This is a genomic window from Paraburkholderia haematera (genome assembly GCF_905220975.1).
GTDB lineage: Bacteria > Pseudomonadota > Gammaproteobacteria > Burkholderiales > Burkholderiaceae > Paraburkholderia > Paraburkholderia haematera.
The window spans coordinates 375,094-401,208 of record NZ_CAJNBK010000004.1 but is presented as its reverse complement, the minus strand read 5'-3'; the positions used below and the strand labels follow the sequence as shown (position 1 = coordinate 401,208).

25 protein-coding genes are annotated in these 26,115 nt (G+C 61.3%); 11 read left to right on the top strand and 14 right to left on the bottom strand.

From position 1 onward, the window contains the following. The first annotated feature begins 127 nt into the window (after positions 1-127). The gene (locus tag KHO23_RS11515) at positions 128-496 is read left to right on the top strand and encodes a hypothetical protein (RefSeq protein WP_211611146.1); all 369 of its coding nucleotides are present in this window, start codon (positions 128-130) and stop codon (positions 494-496) included. Positions 497-576: 80 nt separating this feature from the next. On the opposite strand, the gene KHO23_RS11510 is transcribed toward KHO23_RS11515, so the two are convergent. Next, the gene (locus KHO23_RS11510; protein ID WP_211611145.1) at positions 577-1,203 is read right to left on the bottom strand and encodes a LysE family translocator; all 627 of its coding nucleotides are present in this window, start codon (positions 1,201-1,203) and stop codon (positions 577-579) included. A gap of 176 nt (positions 1,204-1,379) precedes the next feature. Between KHO23_RS11510 and KHO23_RS11505 the strand changes: the two genes are divergently transcribed. The 4 genes from KHO23_RS11505 to KHO23_RS11490 all read left to right on the top strand — a co-directional run bounded on the left by KHO23_RS11505 (position 1,380) and on the right by KHO23_RS11490 (position 4,784). Continuing rightward, complete coding sequence (locus KHO23_RS11505) at positions 1,380-1,964, top strand: IMPACT family protein (protein WP_211611144.1); 585 nt, start codon at positions 1,380-1,382, stop codon at positions 1,962-1,964. Between the two features lie 249 nt (positions 1,965-2,213). After that, entirely contained in the window at positions 2,214-2,753 is a 540-nt protein-coding gene (locus KHO23_RS11500; RefSeq protein ID WP_211611143.1) for a hypothetical protein, read from the top strand. A 160-nt stretch (positions 2,754-2,913) separates the two neighbouring features. Continuing rightward, the gene (locus tag KHO23_RS11495; protein ID WP_211611142.1) at positions 2,914-3,534 is read left to right on the top strand and encodes a LysE family translocator; all 621 of its coding nucleotides are present in this window, start codon (positions 2,914-2,916) and stop codon (positions 3,532-3,534) included. 272 nt (positions 3,535-3,806) lie between these two features. After that, complete coding sequence (locus KHO23_RS11490; protein ID WP_211611141.1) at positions 3,807-4,784, top strand: 2-dehydropantoate 2-reductase; 978 nt, start codon at positions 3,807-3,809, stop codon at positions 4,782-4,784. Between the two features lie 111 nt (positions 4,785-4,895). On the opposite strand, the gene KHO23_RS11485 is transcribed toward KHO23_RS11490, so the two are convergent. From KHO23_RS11485 to oxlT, 3 genes are read right to left on the bottom strand one after another with little or no spacing between them, the layout of a single operon-like run. Next, on the bottom strand, positions 4,896-6,347 hold the full coding sequence (locus KHO23_RS11485; RefSeq protein ID WP_211611199.1) for an aldehyde dehydrogenase family protein: 1,452 nt from the start codon (positions 6,345-6,347) through the stop codon (positions 4,896-4,898). After that, positions 6,337-7,281 carry a LysR family transcriptional regulator gene (locus KHO23_RS11480; RefSeq protein WP_211611139.1) on the bottom strand — a complete coding sequence of 315 codons (945 nt, stop codon included), beginning with the start codon at positions 7,279-7,281 and terminating at the stop codon, positions 6,337-6,339. Before KHO23_RS11480 ends, KHO23_RS11485 begins: the two co-directional genes overlap by 11 nt. Before the next feature lie 30 nt (positions 7,282-7,311). Further along, on the bottom strand, positions 7,312-8,652 hold the full coding sequence (gene oxlT / locus KHO23_RS11475; RefSeq protein WP_211611137.1) for an oxalate/formate MFS antiporter: 1,341 nt from the start codon (positions 8,650-8,652) through the stop codon (positions 7,312-7,314). A gap of 372 nt (positions 8,653-9,024) precedes the next feature. Here oxlT and KHO23_RS11470 point away from each other — a divergent pair, with 372 nt between their 5' ends. Then, positions 9,025-9,972, top strand: a complete 948-nt coding sequence (locus KHO23_RS11470) for a LysR family transcriptional regulator (RefSeq protein ID WP_211611136.1) — start codon at positions 9,025-9,027, stop codon at positions 9,970-9,972. A gap of 96 nt (positions 9,973-10,068) precedes the next feature. After that, positions 10,069-10,374, top strand: coding sequence for a hypothetical protein (locus tag KHO23_RS11465; RefSeq protein WP_211611135.1), 306 nt, complete (start codon positions 10,069-10,071; stop codon positions 10,372-10,374). A gap of 59 nt (positions 10,375-10,433) precedes the next feature. Here the strand turns inward: KHO23_RS11465 and KHO23_RS11460 are convergent, their stop codons facing one another. The 5 genes from KHO23_RS11460 to KHO23_RS11440 form a co-directional block, all read right to left on the bottom strand. Further along, entirely contained in the window at positions 10,434-11,081 is a 648-nt protein-coding gene (locus KHO23_RS11460; RefSeq protein ID WP_236066799.1) for an NAD(P)(+) transhydrogenase (Re/Si-specific) subunit beta, read from the bottom strand. Then, complete coding sequence (locus KHO23_RS11455) at positions 11,078-11,863, bottom strand: fumarylacetoacetate hydrolase family protein (RefSeq protein WP_211611131.1); 786 nt, start codon at positions 11,861-11,863, stop codon at positions 11,078-11,080. The genes KHO23_RS11460 and KHO23_RS11455 overlap by 4 nt, the downstream gene beginning before the upstream one ends. Positions 11,864-11,881: 18 nt before the next feature. Beyond that, positions 11,882-13,129, bottom strand: coding sequence for a formyl-CoA transferase (gene frc, locus KHO23_RS11450; RefSeq protein ID WP_211611130.1), 1,248 nt, complete (start codon positions 13,127-13,129; stop codon positions 11,882-11,884). Between the two features lie 545 nt (positions 13,130-13,674). Then, a complete protein-coding gene (locus KHO23_RS11445) occupies positions 13,675-14,394 on the bottom strand; it encodes a GntR family transcriptional regulator (protein ID WP_211611127.1) in 720 nt (239 codons plus the stop codon). Then, positions 14,372-14,596, bottom strand: coding sequence for a hypothetical protein (locus tag KHO23_RS11440; protein ID WP_211611126.1), 225 nt, complete (start codon positions 14,594-14,596; stop codon positions 14,372-14,374). Before KHO23_RS11440 ends, KHO23_RS11445 begins: the two co-directional genes overlap by 23 nt. A gap of 377 nt (positions 14,597-14,973) precedes the next feature. Between KHO23_RS11440 and shiA the strand changes: the two genes are divergently transcribed. The 3 genes from shiA to KHO23_RS11425 all read left to right on the top strand — a co-directional run bounded on the left by shiA (position 14,974) and on the right by KHO23_RS11425 (position 18,363). After that, entirely contained in the window at positions 14,974-16,302 is a 1,329-nt protein-coding gene (gene shiA, locus KHO23_RS11435) for a shikimate transporter (RefSeq protein ID WP_211611125.1), read from the top strand. A gap of 518 nt (positions 16,303-16,820) precedes the next feature. Further along, positions 16,821-18,224: an L-lactate MFS transporter gene (locus KHO23_RS11430; protein ID WP_211611124.1), complete on the top strand. Its 1,404-nt coding sequence runs from the start codon at positions 16,821-16,823 to the stop codon at positions 18,222-18,224. Between the two features lie 10 nt (positions 18,225-18,234). Further along, a complete protein-coding gene (locus KHO23_RS11425; RefSeq protein ID WP_211611123.1) occupies positions 18,235-18,363 on the top strand; it encodes an MFS transporter small subunit in 129 nt (42 codons plus the stop codon). Positions 18,364-18,478: 115 nt separating this feature from the next. On the opposite strand, the gene KHO23_RS11420 is transcribed toward KHO23_RS11425, so the two are convergent. From KHO23_RS11420 to KHO23_RS11410, 3 genes are all read right to left on the bottom strand, one after another. Next, entirely contained in the window at positions 18,479-21,298 is a 2,820-nt protein-coding gene (locus tag KHO23_RS11420; RefSeq protein ID WP_211611122.1) for a YadA-like family protein, read from the bottom strand. 625 nt (positions 21,299-21,923) lie between these two features. Further along, entirely contained in the window at positions 21,924-22,349 is a 426-nt protein-coding gene (locus tag KHO23_RS11415; RefSeq protein ID WP_211611116.1) for a DUF3830 family protein, read from the bottom strand. Between the two features lie 623 nt (positions 22,350-22,972). Further along, entirely contained in the window at positions 22,973-23,884 is a 912-nt protein-coding gene (locus tag KHO23_RS11410; RefSeq protein ID WP_211611115.1) for an AraC family transcriptional regulator, read from the bottom strand. A gap of 193 nt (positions 23,885-24,077) precedes the next feature. On the opposite strand from KHO23_RS11410, the gene KHO23_RS11405 reads away from it, so the two are divergent. Next, positions 24,078-25,079: a helix-turn-helix transcriptional regulator gene (locus KHO23_RS11405; RefSeq protein ID WP_211611113.1), complete on the top strand. Its 1,002-nt coding sequence runs from the start codon at positions 24,078-24,080 to the stop codon at positions 25,077-25,079. A gap of 95 nt (positions 25,080-25,174) precedes the next feature. On the opposite strand, the gene KHO23_RS11400 is transcribed toward KHO23_RS11405, so the two are convergent. Beyond that, the gene (locus tag KHO23_RS11400; protein ID WP_236066798.1) at positions 25,175-25,633 is read right to left on the bottom strand and encodes an LbetaH domain-containing protein; all 459 of its coding nucleotides are present in this window, start codon (positions 25,631-25,633) and stop codon (positions 25,175-25,177) included. Between the two features lie 86 nt (positions 25,634-25,719). Next, on the bottom strand, positions 25,720-26,112 hold the full coding sequence (locus KHO23_RS11395; RefSeq protein ID WP_211611111.1) for a nuclear transport factor 2 family protein: 393 nt from the start codon (positions 26,110-26,112) through the stop codon (positions 25,720-25,722). Between the last annotated feature and the right edge of the window lie 3 nt (positions 26,113-26,115).

The window sequence follows — 26,115 nt, the reverse complement described above, 5'->3', positions numbered from 1 at the left end:
GACCGGGTTGGCATGAGCCAGCCTTATTGAGGCTTGAGCCGTATGCGGGGAAACTCGCACGTACGGTTCTTAGGGGAGGACGCGACGGCAACGTCGCGTCCTTACCCGACTACTTTTCGTCTGAGCAATGCGTCTTCCTCCCTTCGACCCTCCCACGCTCGCCGAACTGCGCGCCTGGTGGCGCACGCGCGACGAGCAAGCCGTTCAACGGCTCATCCTCGAGGTCCAGCGCCAACGGCTCACGCTGCTGGAATTGCGCAACCTGATTGACAGCGGCGTCCAGCAGGCGCGCGCCATCGACCGCACGCTGATCGAGCGCGGCGAACCCTTAATGACGCTACGCATACGGATCGCGCAGGAAGTGCTGCGCGTTGGCGATATCGACGATTCGCGGCAGATCAGCCGCGCCGAACAGGAAAAGCTCGCCGTGCGCACCCAGGGCCAGCTGGAATACGCACGTGAAGGTCGCCTCAGGCGGCAGCGCCGGAATATGTAGCTCGAGCGTGCCGGCGTATTTCCGCGCGCCCGAACGCAACAACGGCGCGCGGCTCCTTTTGAGCGTAGCGCGTTAACGCCTTAACGCGTTTGCGTGGCGACGCGCAAGCCGAGAGAAATGAACAGCACGCCAATGATCCTGTTTTGCCAGCGGCTGAGCCATGTCATGCGCTTGACGAGTTTGCCCAGCGGACGAATGGTCAGCACGATCAACGTTGTATAAAGCGCGCTCATCCCGACGAAAATCAGCCCGAGCGTCGTGAACTGCAGGAATGAGGAGCCGTGCTCAGGGCGAACGAACTGCGGCAGAAACGCGAGGAAAAACAGTGCGGTCTTGGGGTTCAACACTTCGGCGGGAATGGCCTGAAAAAAGGCTTTAGAAGCGGATACCGGCGCAACCGCCGGCAAATGCGTGCTCGCCTGCTTTTCGCGCAAGGCGCGAATGCCCAGATAGACGAGGTATGCGGCGCCGACGAATTTCACGGCATTGAAGGCGAGTGCCGACGTCATCAGCAAGGCCGAGAGGCCGACCGCCGCGCCCAACATGTGGATGAAATCGCCAACAGCGATACCGAGACCGGTGAGTATGCCGGCCTTGCGCCCACCATGCACCGTGCGAGTCAAAACCAGCAGCACAGCCGGGCCGGGAATCAGAAAGAGCCCTAATACAACGGCAACGAACGTTCCCAGCGTGGAAAAATCAAGCATGTCGTCTCCTTGGTAGCACGCCCGATTCAGCAGACAGGCATGCTTTAGCGGACGATTATAGACATTCGCCGATTACCCCTCGGCGATCCGTTACCATGGCGGACACAGGGCCGCATGAGACTCATGCATTTGACCCACATAAGGCCCGCATTTTTTCATCCACCGACGTCTTTGCCTTGCCCACCTATACCTTGCCCGCGCCGCTCTGCGCGGAACTCGAGATTCGCAAAAGCCGTTTCATCGCGCACGCGATACCGGTCGCCGACCGCGACGCCGCGATGGCCGAATTGCGGCGTCTGCGCGACGCGCATCCTGGCGCAACGCATGTGTGCTGGGCGCTGCTGGCAGGTGGCCAGTCAGGCATGTCCGACGACGGCGAGCCGTCCGGCACCGCGGGCCGGCCCATTCTCGAAGTGCTGCGGCACCATGATCTGGACGGCGTGCTGGCGGCCGTCGTGCGGTATTACGGTGGCGTGAAGCTGGGCGCCGGCGGGTTGGTGCGAGCCTATACCGACGCGATTGCCTCGGCCCTACTCGATGCGCCGCGGGTAGAAAGGATTGCTCTGGTTACGCTGACCGTCGAAGTGAGTTACGCCGATGAAGCGAAAGTGCGCAGATGGATCGAGGCCGAAAGTTATGGACTCGTGGACAGCGCCTACGGGATGCTGGTGAAGATGACTGTCCGGCTGCCCGTTAACGCGGTCGACGATGCCCGGCTAGCCCTGGTGGATATGACTCAGGGCAAAGCCGGTTTCTTTTGATTTTGATCGTGTTGCCCGCCCTGCGAGACTGTTTCAATCGTTCGAGAATTCCGGACCGCGATCCTGTTTAGAAGATGCACGGGATCGGCTCGCTGGTACCATGCTGCTCTGTACCGCGATGACTCAACTTAAAAGGCCACTCCCCTGACCTCGACCGCCGCTTTTTCCAGCACAGCGCCCGAGTCGCCGCAACAGAGTCAGTCTCTGCGGCAACCGCTCGGCCCCCTGCGTCCGGCCCTGAGATCCGCTGTGCTCAAAGGTTGCGGCGTCGTCGCACTGCCGTTGATGCTGTCTGCCTGCTCCTGGTCGTGGTTCGGCCTGAATAGCCCACCGCGCGCGGCCGTGCATTCAACCGGCTGGCTCAGCGTCGCCCCTGCCCGCGATTTCGTCTACGTGCCGGCTCGCGACGGCCAGGTTTCGCCAAACCGGATTGAAAATACGGCGATGACGGGCATCGTGCTAAAAAACGATATCAACGAGGCCGTGCGCAATGGCATTGCAAGCAGTTTGCAGATCGCCGGCTTTCATCTCACGGAAGGCAGGAAGGTTCTGAGCGGCAGCATCGAGAAGTTCACGGTAGACGACTCGCGATCGCCGGCATTCTGGACATTGAAAATGCGCTACATCGTGATTGATGCCGCGACCCAGGAAGTTGTGTTTGCAACCACCAAGACGGTCCGGCAGAAGTCGCCTAAATTCACCAGTAACACCATCGCTATTGAAGATACGGTCAGGCTCAGCGTCGATGCCTTGATCAGCGACCCGGGCTTCATTAAATCGGTGAACTGAGCGCACGGATCGAATCGGCACGGTCCGCCGATTCGTTACAATCGGGAAATATCGGGCAATATCGGGAAGAGGCTGAATCTCGCAGAATAGCGTCGTTAGCGCCCGCTGTCTCGCGCGCCCGATTCGTTGCAATCGCGTCCCCTTCTCCTTGCGAGCCGTCATGTCTATTACTGCCTGGCTGTTCTTCCTACCCGCCTGCTTCGCGATCAACCTCGCGCCCGGCCCAAACAATCTTCTATCGATCAACGTCGCCGCGCGTCACGGGTTCATGACGGCCTTCGTCGGCGGCACCGGCCGGCTTGTCGCGTTCGCGCTGATGCTGGTGTTGGCCGCGACCGGCCTCGCCGTCGTGCTGCACGCATCGGAGTGGTTCTTTCTGGCGATCAAACTCGCCGGCGCCGCGTATCTGATCTGGCTCGCCATCCAGTTGTGGCGCAGCGACGCGCCAGCCATCGATACGACCCAGCAGGACGACGCGTCGCTCTGGCGCATCGCGCGGCAGGAGTGTCTTGTGGCGGCAGGCAATCCGAAGGCGATTCTCGTTTTCACCGCATTTTTGCCGCAGTTCGTGGATATCGCCAAGCCGATGTTGCCGCAATTCGCGGTGCTCGGCGCGAGCTTTCTGGTACTCGAATGGGTGGCGATCGCGCTCTATTCCTGGGCCGGCATGCACCTTGGCAAGTGGCTGGTTCGCGCCAAGGTTCGCCGGTGGTTCAATCGCTGCTGCGGGACGTTTCTGGCAGCAATCGGCGTGAGCTTTCTGCTGGTTCGGCGGACATAACACGCCCAATCCAACGTGCAATAGTAAGTACTAAGCTTACCGAACGATCTCGCCGATGACGCTCGGGTTGCGCAGTGCTCTCCAGCACCGCCGAAGACGGCATGCGAGACGGCCCATTGGCAGAACCATAAACGATAGCTAATAGACGACCGCAGAAACTTTAACTATCTGCAATTGTCCTGCCCCCCTATGCTCGAATAATGACCCGCCGCCTCGGCAAGACCGGATGCGGCATCGGGCAAGCGACTTCTCATCGTCACAGGGGCGGCATCATGAAGATCTGCATCTTCGGAGCAGGAGCGATTGGCGGGTTGATGGGCGTGCAGTTGGCCCGTGCCGGCGCGGATGTAAGTTTCGTCGCGCGCGGCGCGCATCTTGCGGCAATGCGCGAACACGGCGCGCGCCTGATCATGGACGGCGAAACCTATAGCGTGCCGGTACGCTGTACGTCCGACCCGCGCGAACTCGGCGTGCAGGACGTCGTAGTCGTCACGCTGAAGGCGCACTCGCTGCCCGGCGTGGTCGACACCATGCAGCCGCTCCTCGGCAAGCACACGGCCATCGTTACCGGCGTCAACGGCATTCCCTATTGGTACTTTTACCAGCACGGCGGAAAATTCGCCGGCACGCGCCTCGCCAGCATCGACCCGGACGGCAGCCAGTGGTCCCGGCTCGGCCCCGAACGCGCGATCGGCTGTGTGCTGTATCCCGCCGCGGAGATCGTCGAACCGGGCGTCATCAAGCACGTGTACGGCAAGAAATTCCCGATCGGCGAGCCGAGCGGTGAACGCACGCCGCGCATCCAGCAGTTGCACGAGATCATGCAGGCAGCGGGATTCGACGCGCCGATCCGCGACAATATCCGCGATGAAATCTGGCTCAAGTTGTGGGGGAATCTGTGCTTCAACCCGATCAGCGCTTTGACCCACGCGACGCTCGATGTCCTCACCAGCGACCCCGGCACACGTGCGGTATCGCGCACGATGATGCTGGAGGCCAAGCGCATTGCGGATCAGTTCGGCGTGCATTTTCGGGTCGATGTGGAAAAACGTATCGACGGTGCGGGCGCGGTCGGCGCACATAAGACCTCGACGCTGGTCGATCTCGAGAATCGCCGCCCGATGGAGATCGATCCGCTATTGACGGTGGTGCAGGAAATGGGCCGTCTCGTCGGCGAGCCCACACCGACTATCGACGTCGTGCTTGCTCTCGTCAAACTGCGCGAACGGATGGCATTGCAGGGCGATTGAGTGCGGGTTTTCGCTTCGAACGAAGTCTCAATCTTCAGGAAAGGATCGAACGCCACGCGTTCGATCCTTTTTTCATGGCTATTGATCTTCTATTGATCGGCTATTGATCCGCTATTGATCAATAGCCAGCCACACCGCCTTCGGCTCGGTGAAGTTTTCAATCGCCACGTCGCCGTGCTCGCGGCCAAAACCGGAATCGCCGGAACCGCCCCACGGCAAGCGCACGTCGGTATAACCGTAGGTATTGATCCACACGGTGCCCGCTCTCAGGTCACGCGCCACCCGATGCACGCGGCCGATATCCGCGCTCCATACGCCCGCCGCGAGGCTATACAGCGTGCCATTGGCGATACGGATCGCGTCGGCTTCGTCGTTGAAGCGAATCACGGATGCCACCGGCCCGAAGATCTCCTCCTGCGAAATACGCATTTCATGCTCGACGTTGGCGAACACCGTCGGCTCGACGAAGAAGCCACGCTCGCCCACTCGCGCGCCGCCAGCCACGAGCGACGCGCCTTCGGCGCGCCCGGTCTCGACATAGCCGAGCACCGTTTTCATCTGCGCCGCGGAGATGAGCGGTCCCATCGACGTTTCGCGCGCCGCCGGATCGCCGACTTTGATCGCCTTTGCACGCGCCGCGAGGCGCTCGACAACTTCGTCGTAGACATCGCGATGAGCCAGAATGCGCGAACCGGCCGAACATACCTGGCCGGTGTTGAAGAAAATACCTGACGCCGCTGCTCGCACCGCATTGTCGAGATTTGCATCCGGGAAAATCAGGTTCGCCGACTTGCCGCCGAGCTCCAGCGTGACGCGTTTGAAGTTGCCGGCCGCGCCCTGCAAAATGCCGCGCCCTACGGAAGGCGAACCCGTGAACGTCACTTTATCGATGCCGGGATGCGCCACCAGCGCATCGCCAACCACCCGTCCCTTCCCGGTGACGATATTCAGGACTCCCGGAGGTAAGCCCGCGTCGAGTGCGAGTTCGCCGATGCGCAACGCGGTCAGCGGCGTAATCTCCGCGGGTTTGACGATCAGCGTGCAGCCGCATGCCAGCGCGGGGGCGATCTTCCACATGCCGATCATCAACGGGAAATTCCACGGCACGATCGCGGCAACCACGCCGACCGGCTCACGCAGCGTGTACGTCAACGCGTCGGGGCGCACCGGCACGACCTGGCCGTTGATCTTGTCGCACCAGCCTGCGTAGTATTCGAGCGTATCGATCGCCGCGGGAATATCCTGGCGCATCACCGCCGAGATCGGCTTGCCCGCGTCGAGGCTTTCGAGCGCGGCGAGTTCGTCCAGATTCGCGCGCATCAGGCCGGCGAGACGCATCAGGATGCGGCCTCGTTCGGCCGCCCGAATCGCGTTCCACACTTTCAACGCGGCACGCGCCGCGAGTACCGCGGTATCGACATCGGCGGCACTGCCTTGTGCAACCAGCGCAATCGGCTCTTCGGTCGCCGGGTTGATGTCGACGGAATATTCACCCGTGCCGGGCGGCAAACGCTTGCCGTCGATCAGCAGATCATGGTGCCTGAGGTCGGTTTCAGTTTCCATCATGAAGCTCCTTGTGTGGAATGTCGCTTGGGCTGACTGGCAGCGGATCGGCGAGCGCAGCGAACTGTGCCCACGCCGCCGCCGCATTGGGTCTGAGGGAACGATTGCGGCGATGCACGAGCAGCGTCGTCAGATTCATCTCGGGAATCAGCGGCCGGCTCACCAGTGGCGCGGCGGGCGCAGGCCAATGTCCACCGACGGGTAGAACGCCGATGCCGATACCCAGTTCGACCATGCGCGACACCGCCGCGACGTGTCCGAGCTCCTGCACAGGCCGTCCCTTCATGCCGTGCGCGCCGAAGGCGAGTTCGAGCGCCGCGCGCATGCCCGCATCGGCGTTCAGCGTAACGAGCGCCCATTCCTGCAACGCGCTCCATGCGACGCCGGCGTGCCGCGCCAACGGATGCGCGGGCGGCATCACCACGTGCAGCGGCGTCGTGAAAACCACTTGCGCGTGCAACTGATCGGCATGTAGCGGCTCCGCCACCGAGACCACGCCGAAATCCACTTCGCCCTGCTCGACGCTCGCGAGCACGTTGCTTTGCGCCTGATCCTTGACGGACACGATCAGCTCGGGAAACGCCGATGCGCAACGGGCAAGCCCCTGCGCTACCCAACTCGACGACAGCACGGGATTGCTCGCCAGCACAACCACGCCGGTGTGTCCGTCGTAAGCGGCACGCTCCTCGCGCAGCGTCAGTTCGATTTCGTCGAGCAGGCGGCCGATCCGGCGCTCGAGACTGGCGCCCGCATGAGTCAGTTCTACCTGGCGTGTGGTGCGGTCGAATAATTTCAATTCGACCGCGTCTTCGAGTTCGCGCACACAACGGCTCACCGCCGACTGCGTCAGATCGAACTCGCGCGCCGCGCGCGTAAAGCTCCGTTCACGCGCAACGGCGACGAACACCTTGAGTTGCTGCAGCGAGACATTCATAACGTCACTGCAGGGCGCGGGCAGCTCACTCTATTCCCCTGACTGTTCGGGCCATTGACTCAGCCGCGAGGACTGGCTGCCGGCAACGGCCAGCACGCCCTGGGGCTCGTTGTGCGATTCGATCCAGCGCGAACGCATGGGCGCAAGAATGAACTTCGCCGAGATGCCCGCGGCGATCGTAACGATGGCGGATACGATAAAGACGAGACTCCAGCCGCCTGTGGCCGACAACACCGAAGCAATCGGCACCAGCAGCGACGCCGTGCCTTTTGCTGTGTACAGCGTGCCCGCATTTGCCGCTGCGTATTTGCTGCCAAAGGTGTCGGCACAAATCGCCGGAAAGATCGAGAAAATTTCGCCCCAGAACAGGAAGATCAACGCGGCGAACGTCATGAACGCATACGGGTTGCTGCCGTATTGCATGAGGCCGAGCAACGCGAGGCCTTCGCCGATGAAAATCACGAACATCGTGTTTTCACGGCCGAGTTTGTCGGAGATGAAACCGCACAGCGGACGGGTAAAGCCGTTGCAAATGTTGTCGATAGAAAGCGTGGCGGTCAGCAGCGGTAGAGTCATGCCGAAGATCGTCATCGGGATGCGTGCGAGTCCCCAGTCTTTCGCGATCGGACCGATTTGCGCTGTCGCCATCAGGCCGCCCGCCGCCACCGCGACAAACGACACGTAGATCACCCAGAACACCGGCGTCTTGATCATCTGGCCCGGCGTGTAATCGACCTTGGTGACCGCGAATTTCTTCTTCGGTGCGGGTTGCAGGCGCAAATTCGGTTTCTTCAACAGCAACGCGAGTGCGAGGATGCAAACACCCTGCAGGATGCCGAAGAAAAAGAAGGTATGTTCATAGCCCGAGCGCGTGATCATGCTGGCAATCGGAATCACGGTGACAGCCGCACCGGCGCCAAAACCTGCTGCCGTCAGGCCGGCCGCGAGACCTCGGCGATCCGGAAACCACTTCAACGCGTTGCCGACGCACGTACCGTACACGCCACCCGCGCCGATCCCGGCAATGACCGCCGACACATACAGCATCGGCAAGGTCGTCGCATACGAATTCATGACCCACGCGAGACCCGCGCATACCGCGCCGCCGGCGACCACCGGGCGCGGACCGAACTTGTCGACCAGCCAACCCTCTACCGGCACGAGCCATGTTTCGGTGAGAATGAAGATGGCGAAGGCGAGTTGAATGGACGCTTCACCCCAGTGATGCCGCGCATTCATCGGCGTCACGAACAGCGTCCATGCGTACTGCAGATTGGCCACCAATGCCATGCACATCATGCCGATGACGAGCTGCCACCAGCGGTTCGCCCAGAAAAAGCGAGCCGTGGTTTGCTGATTGTTGTCGTCCATGAGCCTTGTCTCCGCTATTTATATGGTGCGACCCAACTTCGCGCCGCACTGTATACGTCTCACCTTATGGTTATGACCCGAATAGCCTCGCCATTCGGCAATATTTAATATATTCGTCTTTAATTCGCATTATTTAAAAACTGTCCTGCTTGAATCATCGCTTTACAGGCCAATTCTCTATTCCGATCAATTAAGCATCGGCGCGGCCTGAAACGCTTCGCTGCCACCCGCGCCACGCCTTGAATCCAGGCGTTAACCCGAGTATTGCGCCAACAATTCCGCCTCTTATAAGACCCATGCTAGGGTCATTGCTGAATTACTAATAATTAAAGTTTGTTATTATGTTGATTCACATTTGCTTATACATTGGCCATGACGATGCGCAATGCCACGCTGCGGCAATTGAAGGTCTTTGAAACGGTGGCGCGCCACCTGAGCTTCTCGCGCGCCGCGGAAGAATTGCACCTCACGCAGCCCGCCGTCTCGACCCAGGTGCGGCAACTCGAGGAGCATGCAGGGCTGCCGCTGTTCGAGCAGCTCGGCAAGAAAATCTATCTGACGCCGGCCGGCACCGAGATGCTTCACTACAGCCGCGCGATCATTCAGCAGTTCCACGAAGTCGACGAAGCAATGGGACAGCTCAAGGGCGTCTCCGGCGGCAAGCTGAACGTCGCGGTGATCAGTGCCGGCGACTACTTCTTTCCGCGCCTGCTGGCTGAATTCACGCGGCGCTATTCGGGTGTCGTGCTTAATCTCGCGGTGCACAATCGCGCGGAACTGTTGCACCAACTCGCGACCAACCAGACCGATCTCGCGGTCATGGTGCGCCCGCCGCATGAAACCGACGCGACCAACGAGCCGTTCGCGCCGCACCCTTACGTGATCGTGGCGGCGCCCACGCATCCGCTCGCGCACAAGCGCAACATCAAGATGGGCCAGTTGGCGAACGAGGCCTTTATCGTGCGCGAACGTGGTTCGGACACATGGAATTCGATGGAGGAAGGCTTTGCCGGCCGTCTCTCCAATCTCAAGATCGCCATGGAGATCAAGAGCACCGAGACGATCAAGCAGGCCGTGATCGCCGGCATGGGCATCGCATTTCTCTCGGCGCATACGATCAGTCTCGAGTTGCAGCTCGGCCATCTGGTCGTACTCGACGTCGAAAGCTTTCCAGTCATGCTCAACTGGTACGTCGTGCATCGGAAGAACAAGCGCCTGCCGCCGGTCGCCGTCGCCTTCAAACGCTTTCTGATGGAAGAAGGCGCGAGTCTCATCGAGAAGATCACTCGCGTGAAGGAGTTGAGCGTCTATAAGCAGTAGTTTATGGATAGCCATTGAAACTTTAACTATTGCACGTTGATCAGTATCCCTATGCTGCAGGTGAGTTCCCTTACTTGTCAGCCTAGGAGGCCGATCATGAATCACGCTTCGGTTGAGTCTCATGCCGGCACGCGTACTGCACGCGCTACGGTGCAAAGTCCCGACGACGCCCATTTGAGCGCGTACAACGCTGCCTTCAGCGATCTCGGCCTGCGGTTCCGCTGGGATCAGGCCACCCTCGACGTGCTGAAGGAATTCAACAGTGAAGCCGCGCGCATTACGGCCTACATCGAGCGATTTCACGCGCATCTTCACAAGGCCTACGACGCCGAGTTTCTTGCCCAGATGATTCTGAGCACGAAGGCCAGGTATTACAGCGAGTTCGCGGCAACAGGCGAGTAAGGGCGTCGGCGAGGCGGTTCGGCCAATCGCGCTGCTTGCCGCTCGACGCGCCTGCGTGTTCATCTTTGACGGAATATCGCGCGCTGAGTGAAACGTAGGCGGACAGTTCCGCGCTTTTGTGCGCCCATGTTTCCGGTGTCATGCCAACCGCGACGGTGCCGGTATGCCGCCGCGCGCACCATGTCCGGCGCTATCTCGCGCAGGGCCCAGGTTTGCTCTTCATCACCGTGCCATTCGATACGAGCCAATAATCCGTGCCGCTCGAGCGCAAATCCGTGGCAACGCCCGCCGAACGCATGAGTGTGTGACTCGCGCTCGTTCGAGTACCCGCGATTCGCCATCAGGTGCGTGCCTAGCGCAGCGGCTAGCACGCTCATCGCCAGCAGCGCAGCGAGTCCAAACGGCTGCGCCTGTTCAGTGACGAAACCGTAGCCAAGCCATCCACACAACAGCAGCGCCGACACGTTGACGATGCCGTGGCCCGGACGCGCCGCCGCGCTGCTCAGGTCCAACACGCCGCGCAACCTGAAGAATGCGATGGCGGATGTAGCGAAGACCAACGTACCGATGAAGACCGCGGCATAGAGTTCGATACGCTCGACATTTGCCTGCGCCGGTGCCGAAAAAGAGCAGGCGAACCCGCCCAACATGACAGCGAGCCCCGTGGCGCTGCCAAGCAACGCAACGAGCCCAGGCCGTCGCGTCATATCGCTACCTCGCAGGCAACGGCCAGCGTATTGCTCAGCGTGCCGATCCCGTCGACCGTGATCGTTACCGTCGCGCCGTCCTTGATCGATCCGACGCCGACCGACGTGCCGCATGCGATCACATCGCCCGGCTCGAGCGTGAGGTCCTGCGAAATCAGACGCACCTGCTCGGCAGGCGAAAACACCATATCGGCGAGCGGATAGTTCTGCCGCTCCACATCGTCGAGCGTCGTCACGAGACGTGCTGCACGCCAGTCGAAACCGGAAACAATCGAGGGTCCGATACAGCAGAACGTATCGAAGCCCTTTGCCCGGCACCATTGCGGGAAGTGAGGATTCTCGTTCAGCAGGTCGGCCGCGGTCACGTCATTGACCAGCGTATAGCCGAAGATCGAATCCGCGGCCTCTTCGGCACTTGCATCGCGGCAGCGCCGCCCGATCACAATGCCGAGCTCACCTTCGTAGACGATCTTGCCCGCGTAACTGAGCGGCCGCTGGATCGCATGACCCGAACCGATCACCGATTCCGCCGGCTTCAGCAGAAATAGTGGATGGGCCGGCACAGGCTTGTCGAGCTTCGCCGCTAACGCGTGATAGTTATTCCACAACGCGACCACCTTGCCGGGCGCACAAGGCGCGAGCGGCGTGAGTGCACGGGTCGACAACACAGCGCCGGTCGGCACCGGTTGATCGAGACTTTTGTACTCGTGCAGATAGCCGCCTTCCACCCGGCCGAACACGACGCTACCGTCGTTCGACATGAAACGCATCCACGTATCCATATGTCGCTCCTTGAACGTTCAAATCGCGCCGGCGGTGCGCAATGCGCTGATCTGTTCGGGCGAGTAGCCGAGTTCGGTCATCACCTCGTCGGTATGTTCGCCCAGCAGCGGCGAGCGCTTGACTTCGGTCGGGCTGTCCGACAGTTTGATAGGATTGCCAACCGTCAAATACTTGCCGCGGGTCGGATGATCCACTTCGACAATCGTGCCGGTTTTGCGCAACGACGGCTCTTCGGCGATTTCCTTCATCGACAGGATCGGCCCGCAAGGAATGTCGTATTTATTGAGGATCTGCATGGCCTCGAACTTGGTCTTGGTCATGGTCCAGCGCTCGATCTCGGCAAAGATGTCCTTCAGATGCGGCAAGCGCGCGGCAGGTGTCGCGTAATTCGGATCGGTGGCCCATTCTTCCTTGCCGATCACGTTGCAGATCTTCGCCCACACCGGCGCCTGCGTGATGAAGTAGATATACGCATTCGGATCCGTCTCCCAGCCCTTGCACTTCAGAATCCAGCCTGGCTGACCGCCGCCCGAAGCATTCCCCGCGCGCGGCACCGCTTCACCGAACGTTCCGTTCGGATATTGCGGATACTCTTTCATCGTGCCAGTGCGGTCGAGCCGCTGCTGGTCGCGCAGTTTCACGCGGCACAGGTTGAGCACGCCGTCCTGCATCGCGGCGAGCACCTTCTGACCGCGCCCGGTTTGCGTGCGCTGATACAGCGCCGTGACAATGCCGAGTGCCAGATGCAAACCCGTGCCGCTGTCGCCGATCTGCGCGCCGCTCACCACCGGCGGACCATCGTCGAAACCAGTGGTCGAGGCCGCACCGCCCGCGCATTGCGCGACGTTCTCGTAGACCTTGCAGTCCTCGTAGGGACCCGGGCCGAAACCCTTCACCGAAGCCACGACCATGCGCGGATTCAATTCCTGGATCCGCTCCCACGTGAAGCCCATCCGGTCGAGTGCGCCCGGCGCGAAATTCTCCACCAGCACGTCGCACTTCTGGATCAGCGCCTCGAGCACCAGTTTGCCTTCCGGGTTCTTGGTATCGATCGTGACGGAGCGCTTGTTGTGATTGAGCATCGTGAAGTACAAGCTGTCCACTTCGGGGATGTCCCGTAGCTGCTCACGCGTGATGTCGCCGGCACCGGCCCGCTCCACCTTGATCACGTCCGCGCCGAACCACGCGAGCAACTGCGTGCAGGTCGGCCCCGATTGCACATGCGTGAAATCGAGAATGCGCACGCCGTCGAGTGCTTTACTCATGTCATGTCTCCTGATCAGTCAGTTTTGTGCAGCGGTTATTGACCGACGCGCCCGCTTCGATAACGTCCACTCGCGTGGATGCCTGGGTAGCCTCGATACATACGGTATGTGATATATCACATTCAATCAAGATCGATTTCAAGATACGGCTGTTCCGGGGTTTTCGTGTTGAATGCTTGCCTGGCCTACATTGCAGCGAAATAACACCACGCACGTGCTCTTGATCCGAGGGAAAACACTGAGTCGCTGTGCATTTCCGCCTCTTTGATATATCACATACCATATTTCACGGAGCGTCAAGCAGGGCTTAACCCGTACTGCAAGTTGACGGCGTCCAAACGGGGAGACGATGAACACGGACAGGGACAGAAGACGCCGGCTAAACGCGGCATTGGGGAGACGATTCTGGTGGCGCGGCGTGGCGGCGCCATGTGCTGGCTGACCTCCCCTGCCGCATGCAGGTCAGAGAAACAAAAAGGCCTGCGGTGATGTCCTCACCGCAGGCCTCTTCGATCCATAGCGCCAATCCGGCGCCTAACCCGCCGTCAATCCAGAAAATCGCAATTCGCCTCGACAAACGCCGCCAGGTCGAGCGAATGCTGACGCGTCAGCCGCTCAGCCAGTTCGGTATCGCGCTGCTCCAACGCCTCGATAATGCGCAGGTGGTCGACAATCGAACGCGACGCGCGGTCGCTTTGCGAAATGGTCATGCGGCGAATCGCCCGCACGTGGATAAAGATGTTCTTGATCGTGTCGAGAATGATCTGCGACTTCGACAACTCAACGATCGCCTGATGAAACGCGATGTTGGCGTCCGAATACTCGGCGATGTGCTCCGCCGGCGTGGCGTCGCGGAAATGGTCAAACATGTGGCGCAGGCGGGCGATTTCCTCGTCCGTGGCGTGCAGCGTGGCAAGACGCGCCGCCATGCTTTCGAGCGCGGCCCACATCTGGATCATTTCGACGATTTCACGCTTGCTCTTGCGCACGATGTAAATGCCGCGCCGCGGCACCATGCGCAGAAAACCTTCCTGCTCCAGCAGCGTCATCGCCTCCCGCACCGGCGTGCGGCTCACGCCCAGCGATTCGCTCAGTACGCGCTCGTCCAGGCGGATTTCTTCACGGGTCCGATAGATATCCGCGTCGGCAATGGCCTGGCGAAGCATGGCGTAGGCCTGATCGCGCAAGCTCGCGCTCACGCTGATCGGCTGCAACGACAGCGTCAGGGGTGTGGCCACTGCTTCAGTTTGAAGTTCTGACGACATGCATCGCCTCTGGTTGAACATGCGCACGATACGGCGCCGCCGCAGCCATTCCGCCGTCTTGCTCGCCCAGGCCGACGAACCGGCCGTGTTGCGCTGCAAACTGCGCAACCGGTTGCGAGATCCAGCGGGTCAACAGGATGGTGGCGGCTGAGCCTAAACCCACAACAGCAACGGCAAGCAGCGCGAGAGGAACAAATTCCATTTGCAACTCCGAATGATTGAGTGAACAGATGACTCAATCATATGCTGCAACGCCGCAAAAATCAATATTCCGTATGTAGTATATCAGTCGATGTTGTTTTTAGGATTGCATGCTCAAGGTAGCACGAGCAGCCTGCGGACGGTTCCTCTGCTCGCTCAAACCGATGAAGCTCGGTGTAAACGCGCAAAACGCGCGCTATGCGCGCGGCGGCGTTCGATGATCGCGCAATTTCACCTGAATGCGGATTGTGGGAACGGCGTCCCATCATTAACCTTCGGGAATCCTGTCATGGACCCGCAGCGGCCACTGCCCGCATCTGCCCCGCCGCTGCCGCGCGCCTCCAGACAGTACCCCGAGAATTTGAAGGAGACATCGTGATGAGTACCACCGTCCCAAATGCGCCGAAAACGACCTTGGCCGACAACCGCACGGCGCGCAGCCGGGCACGTAAAGCGGCGCTTGGCAGCTTCGTCGGCGCCGTGGTCGACTGGTACGACTTTCTGCTGTACGGCATTGTCGCCGCGCTCGTCTTCAACGCCGAATTCTTCCCGAAGGTCAGCCCGGCGATGGGCACGCTCGCCGCCTTCGCGACGTTCGGCGTCGGCTTTCTGTTCCGGCCGCTCGGCGGTTTCGTGTTCGGCCACTACGGCGACCGGCTCGGACGCAAGCGCATGCTGGTCCTCACGGTGATGATGATGGGCCTCTCCACTGCGGCGATCGGCCTGCTGCCGGCCTTCTCCAGCATCGGCTGGTGGGCGCCGGTGCTGCTCGTGACGTTGCGCGCGATCCAGGGCTTCGCGGTCGGCGGCGAATGGGGTGGTGCGGCGCTGATGGCGGTGGAAAGCGCGCCGGAGAAGAAAAAGGCGTTCTACAGCAGTGGCGTGCAGGTCGGCTATGGGGTGGGTCTCGTGCTCTCGACCGGGCTGGTCGCGATCATCAGCCGCTCGATGGACAACGCGTCGTTCCTGAGTTGGGGCTGGCGTCTGCCCTTCCTGTTCAGTGTGGTGCTGGTGCTGATTGCGCTGTGGATCCGCTCGAGCATGGAAGAATCGAAGGAGTTCGTCGAGAAGGTCGGCGAGCACGGCGAACGCAGCGTACGGTTGCCGATCGTCGAGGCATTGCTGAAGCACCCCAAGGCGTTCCTGCTGATCATCGCGCTGCGGCTTGCCGAGCTGTTCACGATGTATATCGTGACGGCGTTCGCCCTGAACTACTCGACGGCCAATCTGCACATGCCGCGCGAGTTCTTCCTCTCGATCGGCCTGCTGGTGGGCGCGGTGAGCTGCGTGACAATTCCCTGCTTTGCCTGGCTTGCGGACCGTTTCGGCCGTCGGCGCGTGTATATCATCGGTGCGCTGATCGGTATGTTCAGCGCAGTGCCGTTCTTTCTCGCGCTCGAAGCCCGCTCGACGGTGTGGATCGTGATCTTCGCCGTCATGCTCGCCAACGTTGCCCACGACATGGTCGTGAGCGTGCAGCAACCGATGTTCACCGAACTGTTCGGCACCGAGTACCGCTATAGCGGCGCGGGCGTCGGTTATCAGGTGGCGAGCGTGGTCGGCGGCGGCTTCACGCCGTTTATCGCGGTGGCGCTGGTCAGCTTTGCCGGCGGCTCCTGGCATCCGGTGGCGGCGTATCTGGCGATCGGCTGCCTGATCTCGGTGCTGGTGGCAGCGAAGATGAAGACCGGGCGCACGGTCGCCTGATTTTCGCTGAGGATTGTTGCGACGGGCCGGCTTGGCGAAGGTGCCAATGCCGGCCCGTTTGTTTTCGGGCGATGGATTTCCCGTTGGTCGTTCTGTCATTCAAGCCGCGTTCGTCAGCCTGCTACTGCTCGTGCTGGCCCGCGGCGTTCCCGGCGTTCTCATTTCCCGCCGCCCCAACTCCCGCGCTCCTCTCAACGCGCGCCTTTTTGCCGATTCCGGCGTCCAACGTTCCCAGAATTCGGTAGTCCATTCCGGGTCTTCATGTCGCGCTGCCGCATTTCTAAAAATTACGGCCCCATTTCATACGGATAATGACTTATGTATTTACATCTCATATTGCAAAGACCCAATTCGCATCCTATCGTTCGGCGAAGCCGCTTCCACATCGAATCGGCGCACTTTATATGCAATTGAAATACATATATTGACGGCGCGTGGACGTGCAATTTTTACGCCGCGACACTAAAGCATTGTGTATGAAACGCCGATAACAAAGCATTCGTCACCGGAGACCGACCATGAGTAGCATCACCGAGCCGAGCGGGAATTCAGGCTCTGCCCCATTCTTTTCCAAACAGGCCACCATTGCGAAACCGGGGTTCTCGCGCTGGATGGTTCCGCCCGCGGCCCTCGCGGTTCACCTCTGTATCGGCCAGGCGTACGCCTTCTCCGTATTCAACGGTCCGCTGACCAAGGTCATCGGCATTACGCAATCCACCGCTGACGACTGGTCGCTGACCTCGCTCGGCTGGATCTTTTCGCTGGCGATCGTGTTCCTGGGTTTGTCGGCGGCATTTGCCGGCAAGTGGCTCGAACATGTCGGCCCGCGCCGCACGATGTTCACCGCCGCGTGCTGCTTCGGCGGCGGTTTCCTCGTCTCCGCGCTCGGCGTGCATCTGCATCAGATCGCGCTGCTCTATCTCGGCTATGGCGTGATCGGCGGGATCGGACTCGGCCTCGGTTACGTGTCGCCGGTGTCGACGTTGATCCGCTGGTTCCCGGACCGTCGCGGCATGGCAACCGGCATGGCGATCATGGGCTTCGGCGGCGGCGCGATGATTGCCGCACCTTTGTCGGTGGCGTTGATGAACCACTTCCGCAGCGCCACCAGCATCGGCGTGGCCGAGACCTTCGTCGTGCTCGGCATTGCGTACTTCATCTCGATGTCGATCGGCGCGCTCGCGATTCGCGTACCGCCGGCAGACTGGAAGCCGGCCGGCTGGACGCCGCCCGCGACCAATCAGAAGAAAATGATTTCGCGTAACCACGTGCATATCGATCAGGCGTTGAAGACACCGCAGTTCTATCTGATCTGGCTGGTGCTGTTTCTGAACGTGACGGCCGGCATCGGCATTCTCGGCCAGGCTTCGGTGATGATTCAGGAGAGCTTCAAGGACACCGTGACGGCTGCCGCGGCCGCCGGTTTCGTCGGCCTGCTGTCGCTGTTCAATATGGGCGGCCGCTTCGTGTGGGCCTCGGCTTCGGATTGGATCGGCCGCAAGAACACCTACTTCATCTTCTTCGCGCTCGGTGCCGTGCTGTACTACCTCGTGCCCGGCTTCGCGGCTTCCGGCCAGATCGCCCTGTTCGTGCTCGCGTACTGCGTGATTCTGTCGATGTACGGCGGTGGCTTCTCGACGGTGCCCGCGTATCTCGCGGACATGTTCGGCACGGCGTTCGTCGGCGGCATTCACGGCCGCCTGCTGACCGCCTGGGCCGCGGCTGGCGTTGCGGGTCCCGTGCTGGTGAATTACATCCGCGCGTATGAAGTGGCGCACGGCGTGGCAAAGGCGGATGCCTACACGATGACGATCCACATTATGGTTGTGCTGCTGGTGATCGGCTTCGTCTGCAACCTGCTGGTCAAGCGTGTCGACGACAAGCACCACATGACTGACGCACAACTCGCTAAAGGCGCCTAAGGAGACTCGCATGTCGACCATTCAAGCCGTTCATCCGACCAACAAGGTCAAGCTCGCTGTCTTCTGGCTGTATGTGACGCTACCGCTGGCATGGGGCGTAATCAATACGCTCGCGCAAGCGATGAAGCTGTTCAAGTAAGTGTTGAACGACACCCCGCACGATCGAACGTGCAGGGTGTCAGACAAGCGGGAGAACACGTGCGCGCAAGCCGCGCGTGTTCTCCTTGCCGTCTTTTCCTAGCCTCCCTCTCCGGCTACCACTGGTACGCCGCACCGGCGCCGACTGTCGTCGTGGCAGAACTGATGCCCGCACCGAGCTTCACCTTGATGCTCTGAGTGACACGGGCCGACAGACCCACTGCCACCGCCTGATAGCCCTTATAGCCGGCCGTTCCGACACCGATCGCGAGATTCTTGTTCGCATCGACCTCGGGAATCATCGTCAACGCAATAGCCGACGCTGTGCCCGAATACGCATTGCGCGCCATCTCGTTCATGCCGCCCTGGAATTGCTGCATGTTCACGGCGTCGCCAGGCGCCTGTCCCGCTGCTACGTTGGTGATGCGGCGCTCGTTACCGCTCGAACCGACCGACACCGTGTTCGACAGATCGGCAACCGAGCCTTCGCCGATCGCCACCGAGTTCGGCGCACTCGCTGTTGCGCCGCCGCCGATCGCCACCGTACCGTTGCCGATCGCCTGCGCCGCATTGCCTGAGCTGTTGACGGCGACGTATGAACTGCCGGTGACCTGGCTGTTCTTCACGGATTGAGTGAGGTTGCCAATCTGCTGATTGGTATCCCAGAGTTGCGCACCGGTGACCGCATCGGAACTGGTGGCCGATATGTCGCCCGCCTGCAGGTTGGTGAGCGTGACCTTCGGCGCATTGGCTGCCGTGCCGCCGAGCGTGACCTTGTTGTGCGCGGAACTGTCGTACTGGACAGCGTTCGCCACGGTGCCGCTCATGGTGCCGATCGTGGTTTGCAAGCCCGCGATGTCGCTGGTGTTCTGCGTCACGCGACCATCCAGATTGGTAATCGCGCTGCCGACGTTGTTCACGACCGTGCCGCCTACGCTGTACGACGGCGCCGTCACAGAACCGTCCTGGTTGACCGTCGAGCCGCCACCGAGCGCCACCGCGGTGCTTGCCGCATGCGAATAGAGTTGCGAACCGTTGATCGCATCCGTGCTCGCGGCGTTGACCGCGCCGGATGCTACGCCGGTGATCACTCGATTGCCCGCCGTGCCGGCTACGTTGATCAGACTGCCGTCCGTGGTCGCGCCGATGTTGATGATGCGCGACACCGGATCTTGCGTGACGATGCCGATGCCGCCGATCTCCATGCTCTGCTGCAACGTGGTAAGCCCGCTGTCGAGCGAGCCGAGCGCATCGCCGACTGTGGTTTGCGTGGCCCCCTGCACATGGTAAGTGGGACTGGTTACCGTGCCGTCGGCGTTGATCTGCGCGCCGCCGCCGAGCGCCGACACCACCGGCTTGAGCTGGCCGAGATTGACAGCGGACGTATCCGTCGTGCCCGCCGCGATCCCAGTCAGTTCGCGCGCGCCGCCGGTGCCGGTGAAATCGACGCTGGCGCCGTCGGTGTCTTTGGCGACGGTGAGATTGCGCGTTACCTGATCTTGCTGGACAAGGCCGATCTCGCCATTCGTGATCTGATTCGTGATGTTGGTCACGTCTCCTTCGATGGTGGTGGTGCGCCGATCGAGGTTGGTGATCTGGGTCGTGTTATTCGTGACGCGCTGATCGAGGTTCGTGATGCCGGTCGTATTGGCGGCGATATCGCTGGTGTTCTGCGCCACCGCCTGGTTGGTCGCGAACAGTTGCGAGCCGTTCACGGCGTCCGAGCTGTCTGCGGCGAGCGCCGCAGCGCGCACGTTGGTGAGCTGAACGGCGGTGCCGGCGTTGCCCAATGTCACCGTGTCGTGCGAGGTCGAATCGTACTGAACCGAGTCGGCGGTCGCGGCTTCGCCGGTAACCGCCAAAGCGTACAGCGCCGAGCCGACGTCGTTATAAGTCGCACCACCTATCCTGTATGCCGGTCTCGTGATCGCCCCGTCTGAGGCAACGGACGCACCGCCACCGATCGCGGCTATCGCGCCTTTCAGTTGCGAGACATTCACGACGTCATTGTTCTGGGTACCGGCGGCGACATTGATGATCCGGCGCTGCAAGCTGCCGCTGCCCACGGAGACCACATTAGCCTGATCAGCGGTGGAATCAGCCCCCAACGCCACGGAACCCGCGGCGCTGACGCTCGCGCCGGAACCGAACGCAATCGCTTTTGCTGCCTCCTTCCCTATAAACGCGCCGCTACCGGCGGCGATCGAGTCTTCCGCATTAGTCTGGACGTTCGTACCAATGGCCAAGGCATTGGCATTCTGTGCCTTCGCGAGATAGCCAATCGCTACGCCGTTCTCGGCGATACTATTGGTAGTCGCGCCGGCCCCGACCACCGTTGAATTCAATGCCAGCGCCGCCGCCCCTGAGCCTACCGCTGTGGCGGCATTCCGCGATGCTCCCGAGCCCGCGCCGACCGCCAGCGAACCGTCGCCCAACGCTGTCGCGCCAACGCCGACCGCCATTGCGTTCTCTCCATACAAGGCGGTTGTCGTCAGGCCGGGCGTGATGACCGGACTGACGGCAATGTACTGCGTGACCGGCACCTCGTCGGCTTGAACCTCAGCGCCAGCACCCAATAGTCCGGAACGGGTCACCGTGGCGGCAAGTGGCCGCTGGAGCGCCGTCAGCAAACCCGAATCGGACCCGGCAGTCGCGTTCATGATCGCATTGAGAGATTTATCCGAGGTGTTGCTGTTTAGCGCGGAAACGAGGTGCAACGTTCCATCCACCGCAACGCAATCGCCGTTGCTTGTCCCGCACTCCGCCGCTTCAGCCGGCAGCGAAACCGCCAACACACCCAACAACCCCGCGCCGGCAGCCACCAGCGCACTGCATGCCGACGCACCCTTAGCGCCACGGCTCTTCGCCACCTCCGACGCAGCAACATACGTACGGGTCGTTCTATTCCAAACAGTCTTATAGGTCTTGTTCAACATTCCTCCCAATCATTTTTATCGACATTCAGACACCAGGATTTTTCTTAAGACATCCTAAAGAATTAACCTAAAAACAGAAAAACTTAAGAATGCCCTCCACGTTCACTGACCAAACGCGCCGCCTCTAGTTTGTCGCCGGATCAGGAAGCATCGGATATACCTAAGTAACGCAAACGCCAAAAAACTTAGGAATGCGCCGCACTATCTGACTGACAAACGCGAGTCCCCTAGTTTGCCGTCCGCTTACACGATGGCGAATACGACAACTCCTAAAAGCAATGTTTTAGCTTGAATAAGGAAAAACGACATACCGCGTTTAGGACGAAAAGTGCCAAACGTCCTAGATAAACCAGGATATTTTTAGGCGGCGTTAAGACACGCTCTTAACGTTTCTTAAGCCAGGAGGAGGAGTATTGAACCAAGGACGTGACGTGACGTGACGTGACGTGACGTGACGTGACGTGACGTGACATGACGCAGCGCCGTGCGAGCCACGGGCATTGAACGAGACAAGTCAGCAAGCGGTCTGATGCCGCTCGCCGAGGTAGACACAACTATTTGCCGAGGCGCCGCCCATTCGCTTCGATCGCGGGCCGGCACGACGCCATCAGTTCATCGAAGAACTTCAGATCTTCTCGAACAGCACGTCTTGCGCGCCTTCCCACAGCACCTTGGTGCCGAGTTCGCGCAGCTTTTCCTTGCCTTCGACGATGGTCAGGAAGTGATTACCCGCCAGCTGGCCCATCTTGCTCGCGAAGCAGCACGAACCGTACGCAAGAATGATCTCGGTCTCGCTGTAGCCACCCGGGTAAAACAGGATGTCGCCAACCGACGGATGGCTCGTGTGATTCTCGAAGCCGACCGTCACACCATCGTTTTCAAGTTTGAAGTCGCCAAGCGGAACCCAGCAGCCCTCGCCGCTCCAGCGCACGTGGATGATCTTCTGACGGTACGGCAGGAGTTTCAGAAAGGCGGCCACCGTTTGCGGCGCGTCAGGATGAGTTTCGGCGGTAAAGACGTGGCCGCAGGAGGTGATTCGGAGTCGGGTCATCGCTAGGTATCCGGTGTGACGGGTTGAATGGAAAGGTCGGTCAGACGCCGGCTGGGGCGAGGCTGCAGGCGCATCATTCTGTCGGCCGATGCAATGCTTCGACAGATACAGTTGCGGTACATCTGGTCAGGCCAGTTGAACCAGTGGCGGCGACCACTGCACAACGTGCAGGGCGCCGCCAGCTCATGGCGCCCCGGCGCGAATCGCTGCCACCCATCGCAACCCAGCAGGCACAACGGTTGCAGGCGGCTTCACGCGTACCACATATTGAACCCGAAGGGTCCAGGACTGGACGGAACAGCATCAAGGCACGCCCATGCCAGATCCATCTCCAGCAACGCCACGAAAGTTCGTAGTTTGCAAGCCGCGCAATGCGCAGCAAACTGCGAAAAGTGCGTGATTGCCGTTTTGGCGATTCATTGACCCTTGCCCTCGATGATCCACCGCAGCGGGTCACGCTGCGCTGTGCCATGCGGCGACCGGACATCCCCGTGCAGCACAGCAACAGCAGCACAACGTATCACGACAGGCGAGCCGCCCGCGTGCCGTCAATCGTCGGCCTGCTGCTCGGGTGTCGGACGCCGACGAGCCGCTCACACGATCCCGCCCGCGCAACCCGACTCTCAGCCGCGCAGCCGGTAGGCAAGCGGCGTCACGCCGTAGCCACGCTTGAACTGCACGGAGAAATGACTGGCGTTCTCGAAACCAACCGCGATCGCGATTTGCAGCACCGGCTGATCGGTGGCCCGCAACAGCCTCGCAGCCTCCTCGAGCCGCAAGCGCGTAACAAACTGATGAGGTGTTTCACCGGTCTCGCGGCGAAACACACGAGCAAAATGAAAGCTGCTTAACCCGGCCTGCGCGGCCAGTTCGCCAATGGCCAGATCGGCGGCAAGATTGGCGCGAATGTAATCGGTTACACGGCGGATGCGGCGCGGCACCAGGCGCTCCGGCTGCGGCGGCAGGCCGGCCTCGGCGTGAGCGTCGCGCGAGTAATGTTGCAACAGATGAGCGGCGAGCGCGTGAGCCAGCGCGTCGACATACAGCCGCGAGTCGGCAGGGTCGCCCGCGGCGCGATGCAAGGCGCCGAGCATCGCGGCGATCAGTGGATCATGAAACTGCATCGCGTCGCCAAGCGACAGTTCGCGTGAGCCGCCCAGCTCCATCTGGTCGGCTACGCTGTCGATCAGGCTGCGCTCCAGGTGCAAATGGACGGTCGACAGCGGCTCATCGCTGATCGAACGCCAGCGCCACGCGATCGGCACGGGCGGCACGAACCAGACGTCGCCCACGCGCAGGTCGGCGCTTTCCCAGCGTCCGTTCAGGTTGCGCTCGAGGTGCTCGGCGCCGCTGCCGAGCGTCATCAGCGTGACGTCCTGCAGGCCAGGTGCCTCCAGCAGTTCCTGCTCGTCCGGTTCGAGGTACGAGCGCAGCACCAGGTGCCGCCACGGGCGATCCACGCTCGACACCAGTTTCTGGCCCGCCATATAGCGGTCGTACGCAAGCGTCGTTGTCAGCCTTGGAATTTTTGCCATCACGTCTCTTCCTGGGAGGTCCCGTATGCACATGAGCAAACCCTGCCACACCCGTATCGCCGGTTTGGTCGACTAGAGGTCAGCGCAAGATCTCAAAAATGATAGCAAGGAACCGGCTACCGTAATATTTGGAAATAGTTAATCATCCAGGTTGTCGTCTTTCACGCGTTTCGAACGCTGGAGCTACCGTTTCATGGAACACGAATGCGATACGCTGCCGCATTGGCTGACCGGCTCGCCGCAAGGCGAAGCCAGCCACGTGTCGGCGGCTTACAACTCAGCGGTTACCGCACAACCGGTTTACCCGGCCGGCACGCGGCAACCCGAGAAATCAGCCCACGCGGCTGAAGCATCCAGGGCATCCGCCCGCCCCGCATCAGGCGTGGCGCCCGCAGGTTTCCTCACGCTCTTCACCGAGGAGGAGATTGGCACGCCTTCGCCCGCCGCGCGGCGAGCCGCACCGATAATCAGTCCGCTGGTGCGATTTGGCAGCGCGCAGGACCGCATCGAATTCGTGCGGCGGCGCATCAGGCAACTCGGCTTCGACTCGTTCAGCTATTCGGCCACGCGCACCACCGCGCATCACAAAACGATGTTCGTGCTGACCAGCTACGAGTCGCAGACATGGCTCACGCGCTATTTCCGCGAGCGTTATTTCGAGCTCGATCCGCGCGTTGCGCTGGCGTCGCCGACTGGTATGCCGTTCCTCTGGAATACCGCCGACATGCGAGCGGACCAGCCGCGCGCGCAGATGCGCAGCGAGCGGCTCGGTGGGCTGATCGACTTGCTGGAGGCCACCGGCCGTAAAAGCGGGATCCTCACGCAGATGCCGCTGCCCGAGCCGGAACTGAGCGCGAGCCTGTGCTTCAACTCGGAGATCGGCAACCCGCGCTGGATGACGGAGTCGATCGTGGCCGAAACGCTGATGTTCGCGCACACGATCCACGAATTCATCTGGACGCACGCGAAAAGCGTGATCGGAATCGCGCCCGCGCAGCAGCAACGCGTCCCGCTGAGCGATTTGCAGCATGCGGTGCTGAAAGCAGTCGTGCAAGGGCAGCGCGACAAGGAAATTGCCTACTTCCTCGGGCTGTCGCCGCATAACGTCGACTACCACTTGCGGCGCCTGCGGCAGTTGTTCAACGTGCGCAATCGCGTGCAGCTGATCAATGTGGCGCAGGGGTATGTGACGTAGCAAAGGTAGGAAAGAGCGCTGCGGCCGGCACGCTTGTCGAACCGGCCGCAGCGTTTGAACCTTGGCGCCGCACTAATGCCACCCAATGCGCGGCGTCAACCCTCAACGCTGCGCATGGTGCGCAGGCAATCCGCCGCGAGTTGCTGGTAAAGCCGGGTTCCGGACGATTTCGCCGCGATCTCTTCTTCGCTCAGGGTACGCACCACGCGCCCCGGCACCCCGGCCACCAGTACGCCCGCGGGCACCCGCCAGTCTTTCTTGACGAACGCGCAAGCGGCCACGATGCTCGCCACGCCGAGCACGACGCCGTCCATCACGACGGCATGCATGCCGACCATCGTGTTCGGTTCCAGGGTCGCGCCGTGAATGATCGCGCTGTGCCCGACATGACTGTCGACACCAAGCCGGCACGCGTTCGCCACGCCGGTGTGCAATACGCAACTATCCTGCACGTTGCTGCCGCGCTCCACCACCACCGAGCCGAAATCCCCGCGCAGGCTCGCATGCGGCCCGATGTAACAGCAGGCGCCCACCGTCACGTCGCCGATCAGCACAGCGCTCGGATGAACGTACGCTGACGGATCGACGCGCGGCCGCTTGCCGTTGAACTAGTAGAGCGCCATCGCCCCGCCGTCCCGGTTCAGCTCGCGTCCGCGAGCACGTGATAGTCGTCCGCGCCCCAGTACGCACGCATGCGCAGAATCTTGCCGGCAGCGTCGAAGTCCATGACGTCGGTCACGTCGATGTGCGCGGGCCGGCCGTCCTGCCCCGTGATATGCACGCGAAAGCTGATCGACGCGCTGTTGCCGTGCGAGCCGCGCGGCGGCGCCATCAGTTCGAGCCGGGCGCCCACCGTCGTCGCATACGTATAGAACGTTTCGATCTCGCTTTTGCCTTCTTTCAAGGGCGTGCCGACCGGGTCCTCCACGCTCGCGTTATCGGCGAACAATGCGACGACGCGTGAAGCGTCGGCCGCGTTGAACGCCTCGATATAGTCGACGAGGCGGGCCTTCATGTTTTCGCTGGTATTCATCTG

What these genes read in the sequence shown, in the direction of transcription:
- KHO23_RS11515 (WP_211611146.1), top strand. Translation starts at nt 128, where the DNA reads ATGCGTCTTCCTCCCTTCGACCCTCCCACGCTCGCCGAACTGCGCGCC.
- KHO23_RS11510 (WP_211611145.1), bottom strand. Translation starts at nt 1,203, where the DNA reads ATGCTTGATTTTTCCACGCTGGGAACGTTCGTTGCCGTTGTATTAGGG.
- KHO23_RS11495 (WP_211611142.1), top strand. Translation starts at nt 2,914, where the DNA reads ATGTCTATTACTGCCTGGCTGTTCTTCCTACCCGCCTGCTTCGCGATC.
- KHO23_RS11490 (WP_211611141.1), top strand. Translation starts at nt 3,807, where the DNA reads ATGAAGATCTGCATCTTCGGAGCAGGAGCGATTGGCGGGTTGATGGGC.
- KHO23_RS11485 (WP_211611199.1), bottom strand. Translation starts at nt 6,347, where the DNA reads ATGGAAACTGAAACCGACCTCAGGCACCATGATCTGCTGATCGACGGC.
- KHO23_RS11480 (WP_211611139.1), bottom strand. Translation starts at nt 7,281, where the DNA reads ATGAATGTCTCGCTGCAGCAACTCAAGGTGTTCGTCGCCGTTGCGCGT.
- oxlT (WP_211611137.1), bottom strand. Translation starts at nt 8,652, where the DNA reads ATGGACGACAACAATCAGCAAACCACGGCTCGCTTTTTCTGGGCGAAC.
- KHO23_RS11470 (WP_211611136.1), top strand. Translation starts at nt 9,025, where the DNA reads ATGACGATGCGCAATGCCACGCTGCGGCAATTGAAGGTCTTTGAAACG.
- KHO23_RS11465 (WP_211611135.1), top strand. Translation starts at nt 10,069, where the DNA reads ATGAATCACGCTTCGGTTGAGTCTCATGCCGGCACGCGTACTGCACGC.
- KHO23_RS11460 (WP_236066799.1), bottom strand. Translation starts at nt 11,081, where the DNA reads ATGACGCGACGGCCTGGGCTCGTTGCGTTGCTTGGCAGCGCCACGGGG.
- KHO23_RS11455 (WP_211611131.1), bottom strand. Translation starts at nt 11,863, where the DNA reads ATGGATACGTGGATGCGTTTCATGTCGAACGACGGTAGCGTCGTGTTC.
- frc (WP_211611130.1), bottom strand. Translation starts at nt 13,129, where the DNA reads ATGAGTAAAGCACTCGACGGCGTGCGCATTCTCGATTTCACGCATGTG.
- KHO23_RS11445 (WP_211611127.1), bottom strand. Translation starts at nt 14,394, where the DNA reads ATGTCGTCAGAACTTCAAACTGAAGCAGTGGCCACACCCCTGACGCTG.
- KHO23_RS11440 (WP_211611126.1), bottom strand. Translation starts at nt 14,596, where the DNA reads ATGGAATTTGTTCCTCTCGCGCTGCTTGCCGTTGCTGTTGTGGGTTTA.
- shiA (WP_211611125.1), top strand. Translation starts at nt 14,974, where the DNA reads ATGAGTACCACCGTCCCAAATGCGCCGAAAACGACCTTGGCCGACAAC.
- KHO23_RS11430 (WP_211611124.1), top strand. Translation starts at nt 16,821, where the DNA reads ATGAGTAGCATCACCGAGCCGAGCGGGAATTCAGGCTCTGCCCCATTC.
- KHO23_RS11425 (WP_211611123.1), top strand. Translation starts at nt 18,235, where the DNA reads ATGTCGACCATTCAAGCCGTTCATCCGACCAACAAGGTCAAGCTCGCT.
- KHO23_RS11420 (WP_211611122.1), bottom strand. Translation starts at nt 21,298, where the DNA reads ATGTTGAACAAGACCTATAAGACTGTTTGGAATAGAACGACCCGTACG.
- KHO23_RS11415 (WP_211611116.1), bottom strand. Translation starts at nt 22,349, where the DNA reads ATGACCCGACTCCGAATCACCTCCTGCGGCCACGTCTTTACCGCCGAA.
- KHO23_RS11410 (WP_211611115.1), bottom strand. Translation starts at nt 23,884, where the DNA reads ATGGCAAAAATTCCAAGGCTGACAACGACGCTTGCGTACGACCGCTAT.
- KHO23_RS11405 (WP_211611113.1), top strand. Translation starts at nt 24,078, where the DNA reads ATGGAACACGAATGCGATACGCTGCCGCATTGGCTGACCGGCTCGCCG.
- KHO23_RS11395 (WP_211611111.1), bottom strand. Translation starts at nt 26,112, where the DNA reads ATGAATACCAGCGAAAACATGAAGGCCCGCCTCGTCGACTATATCGAG.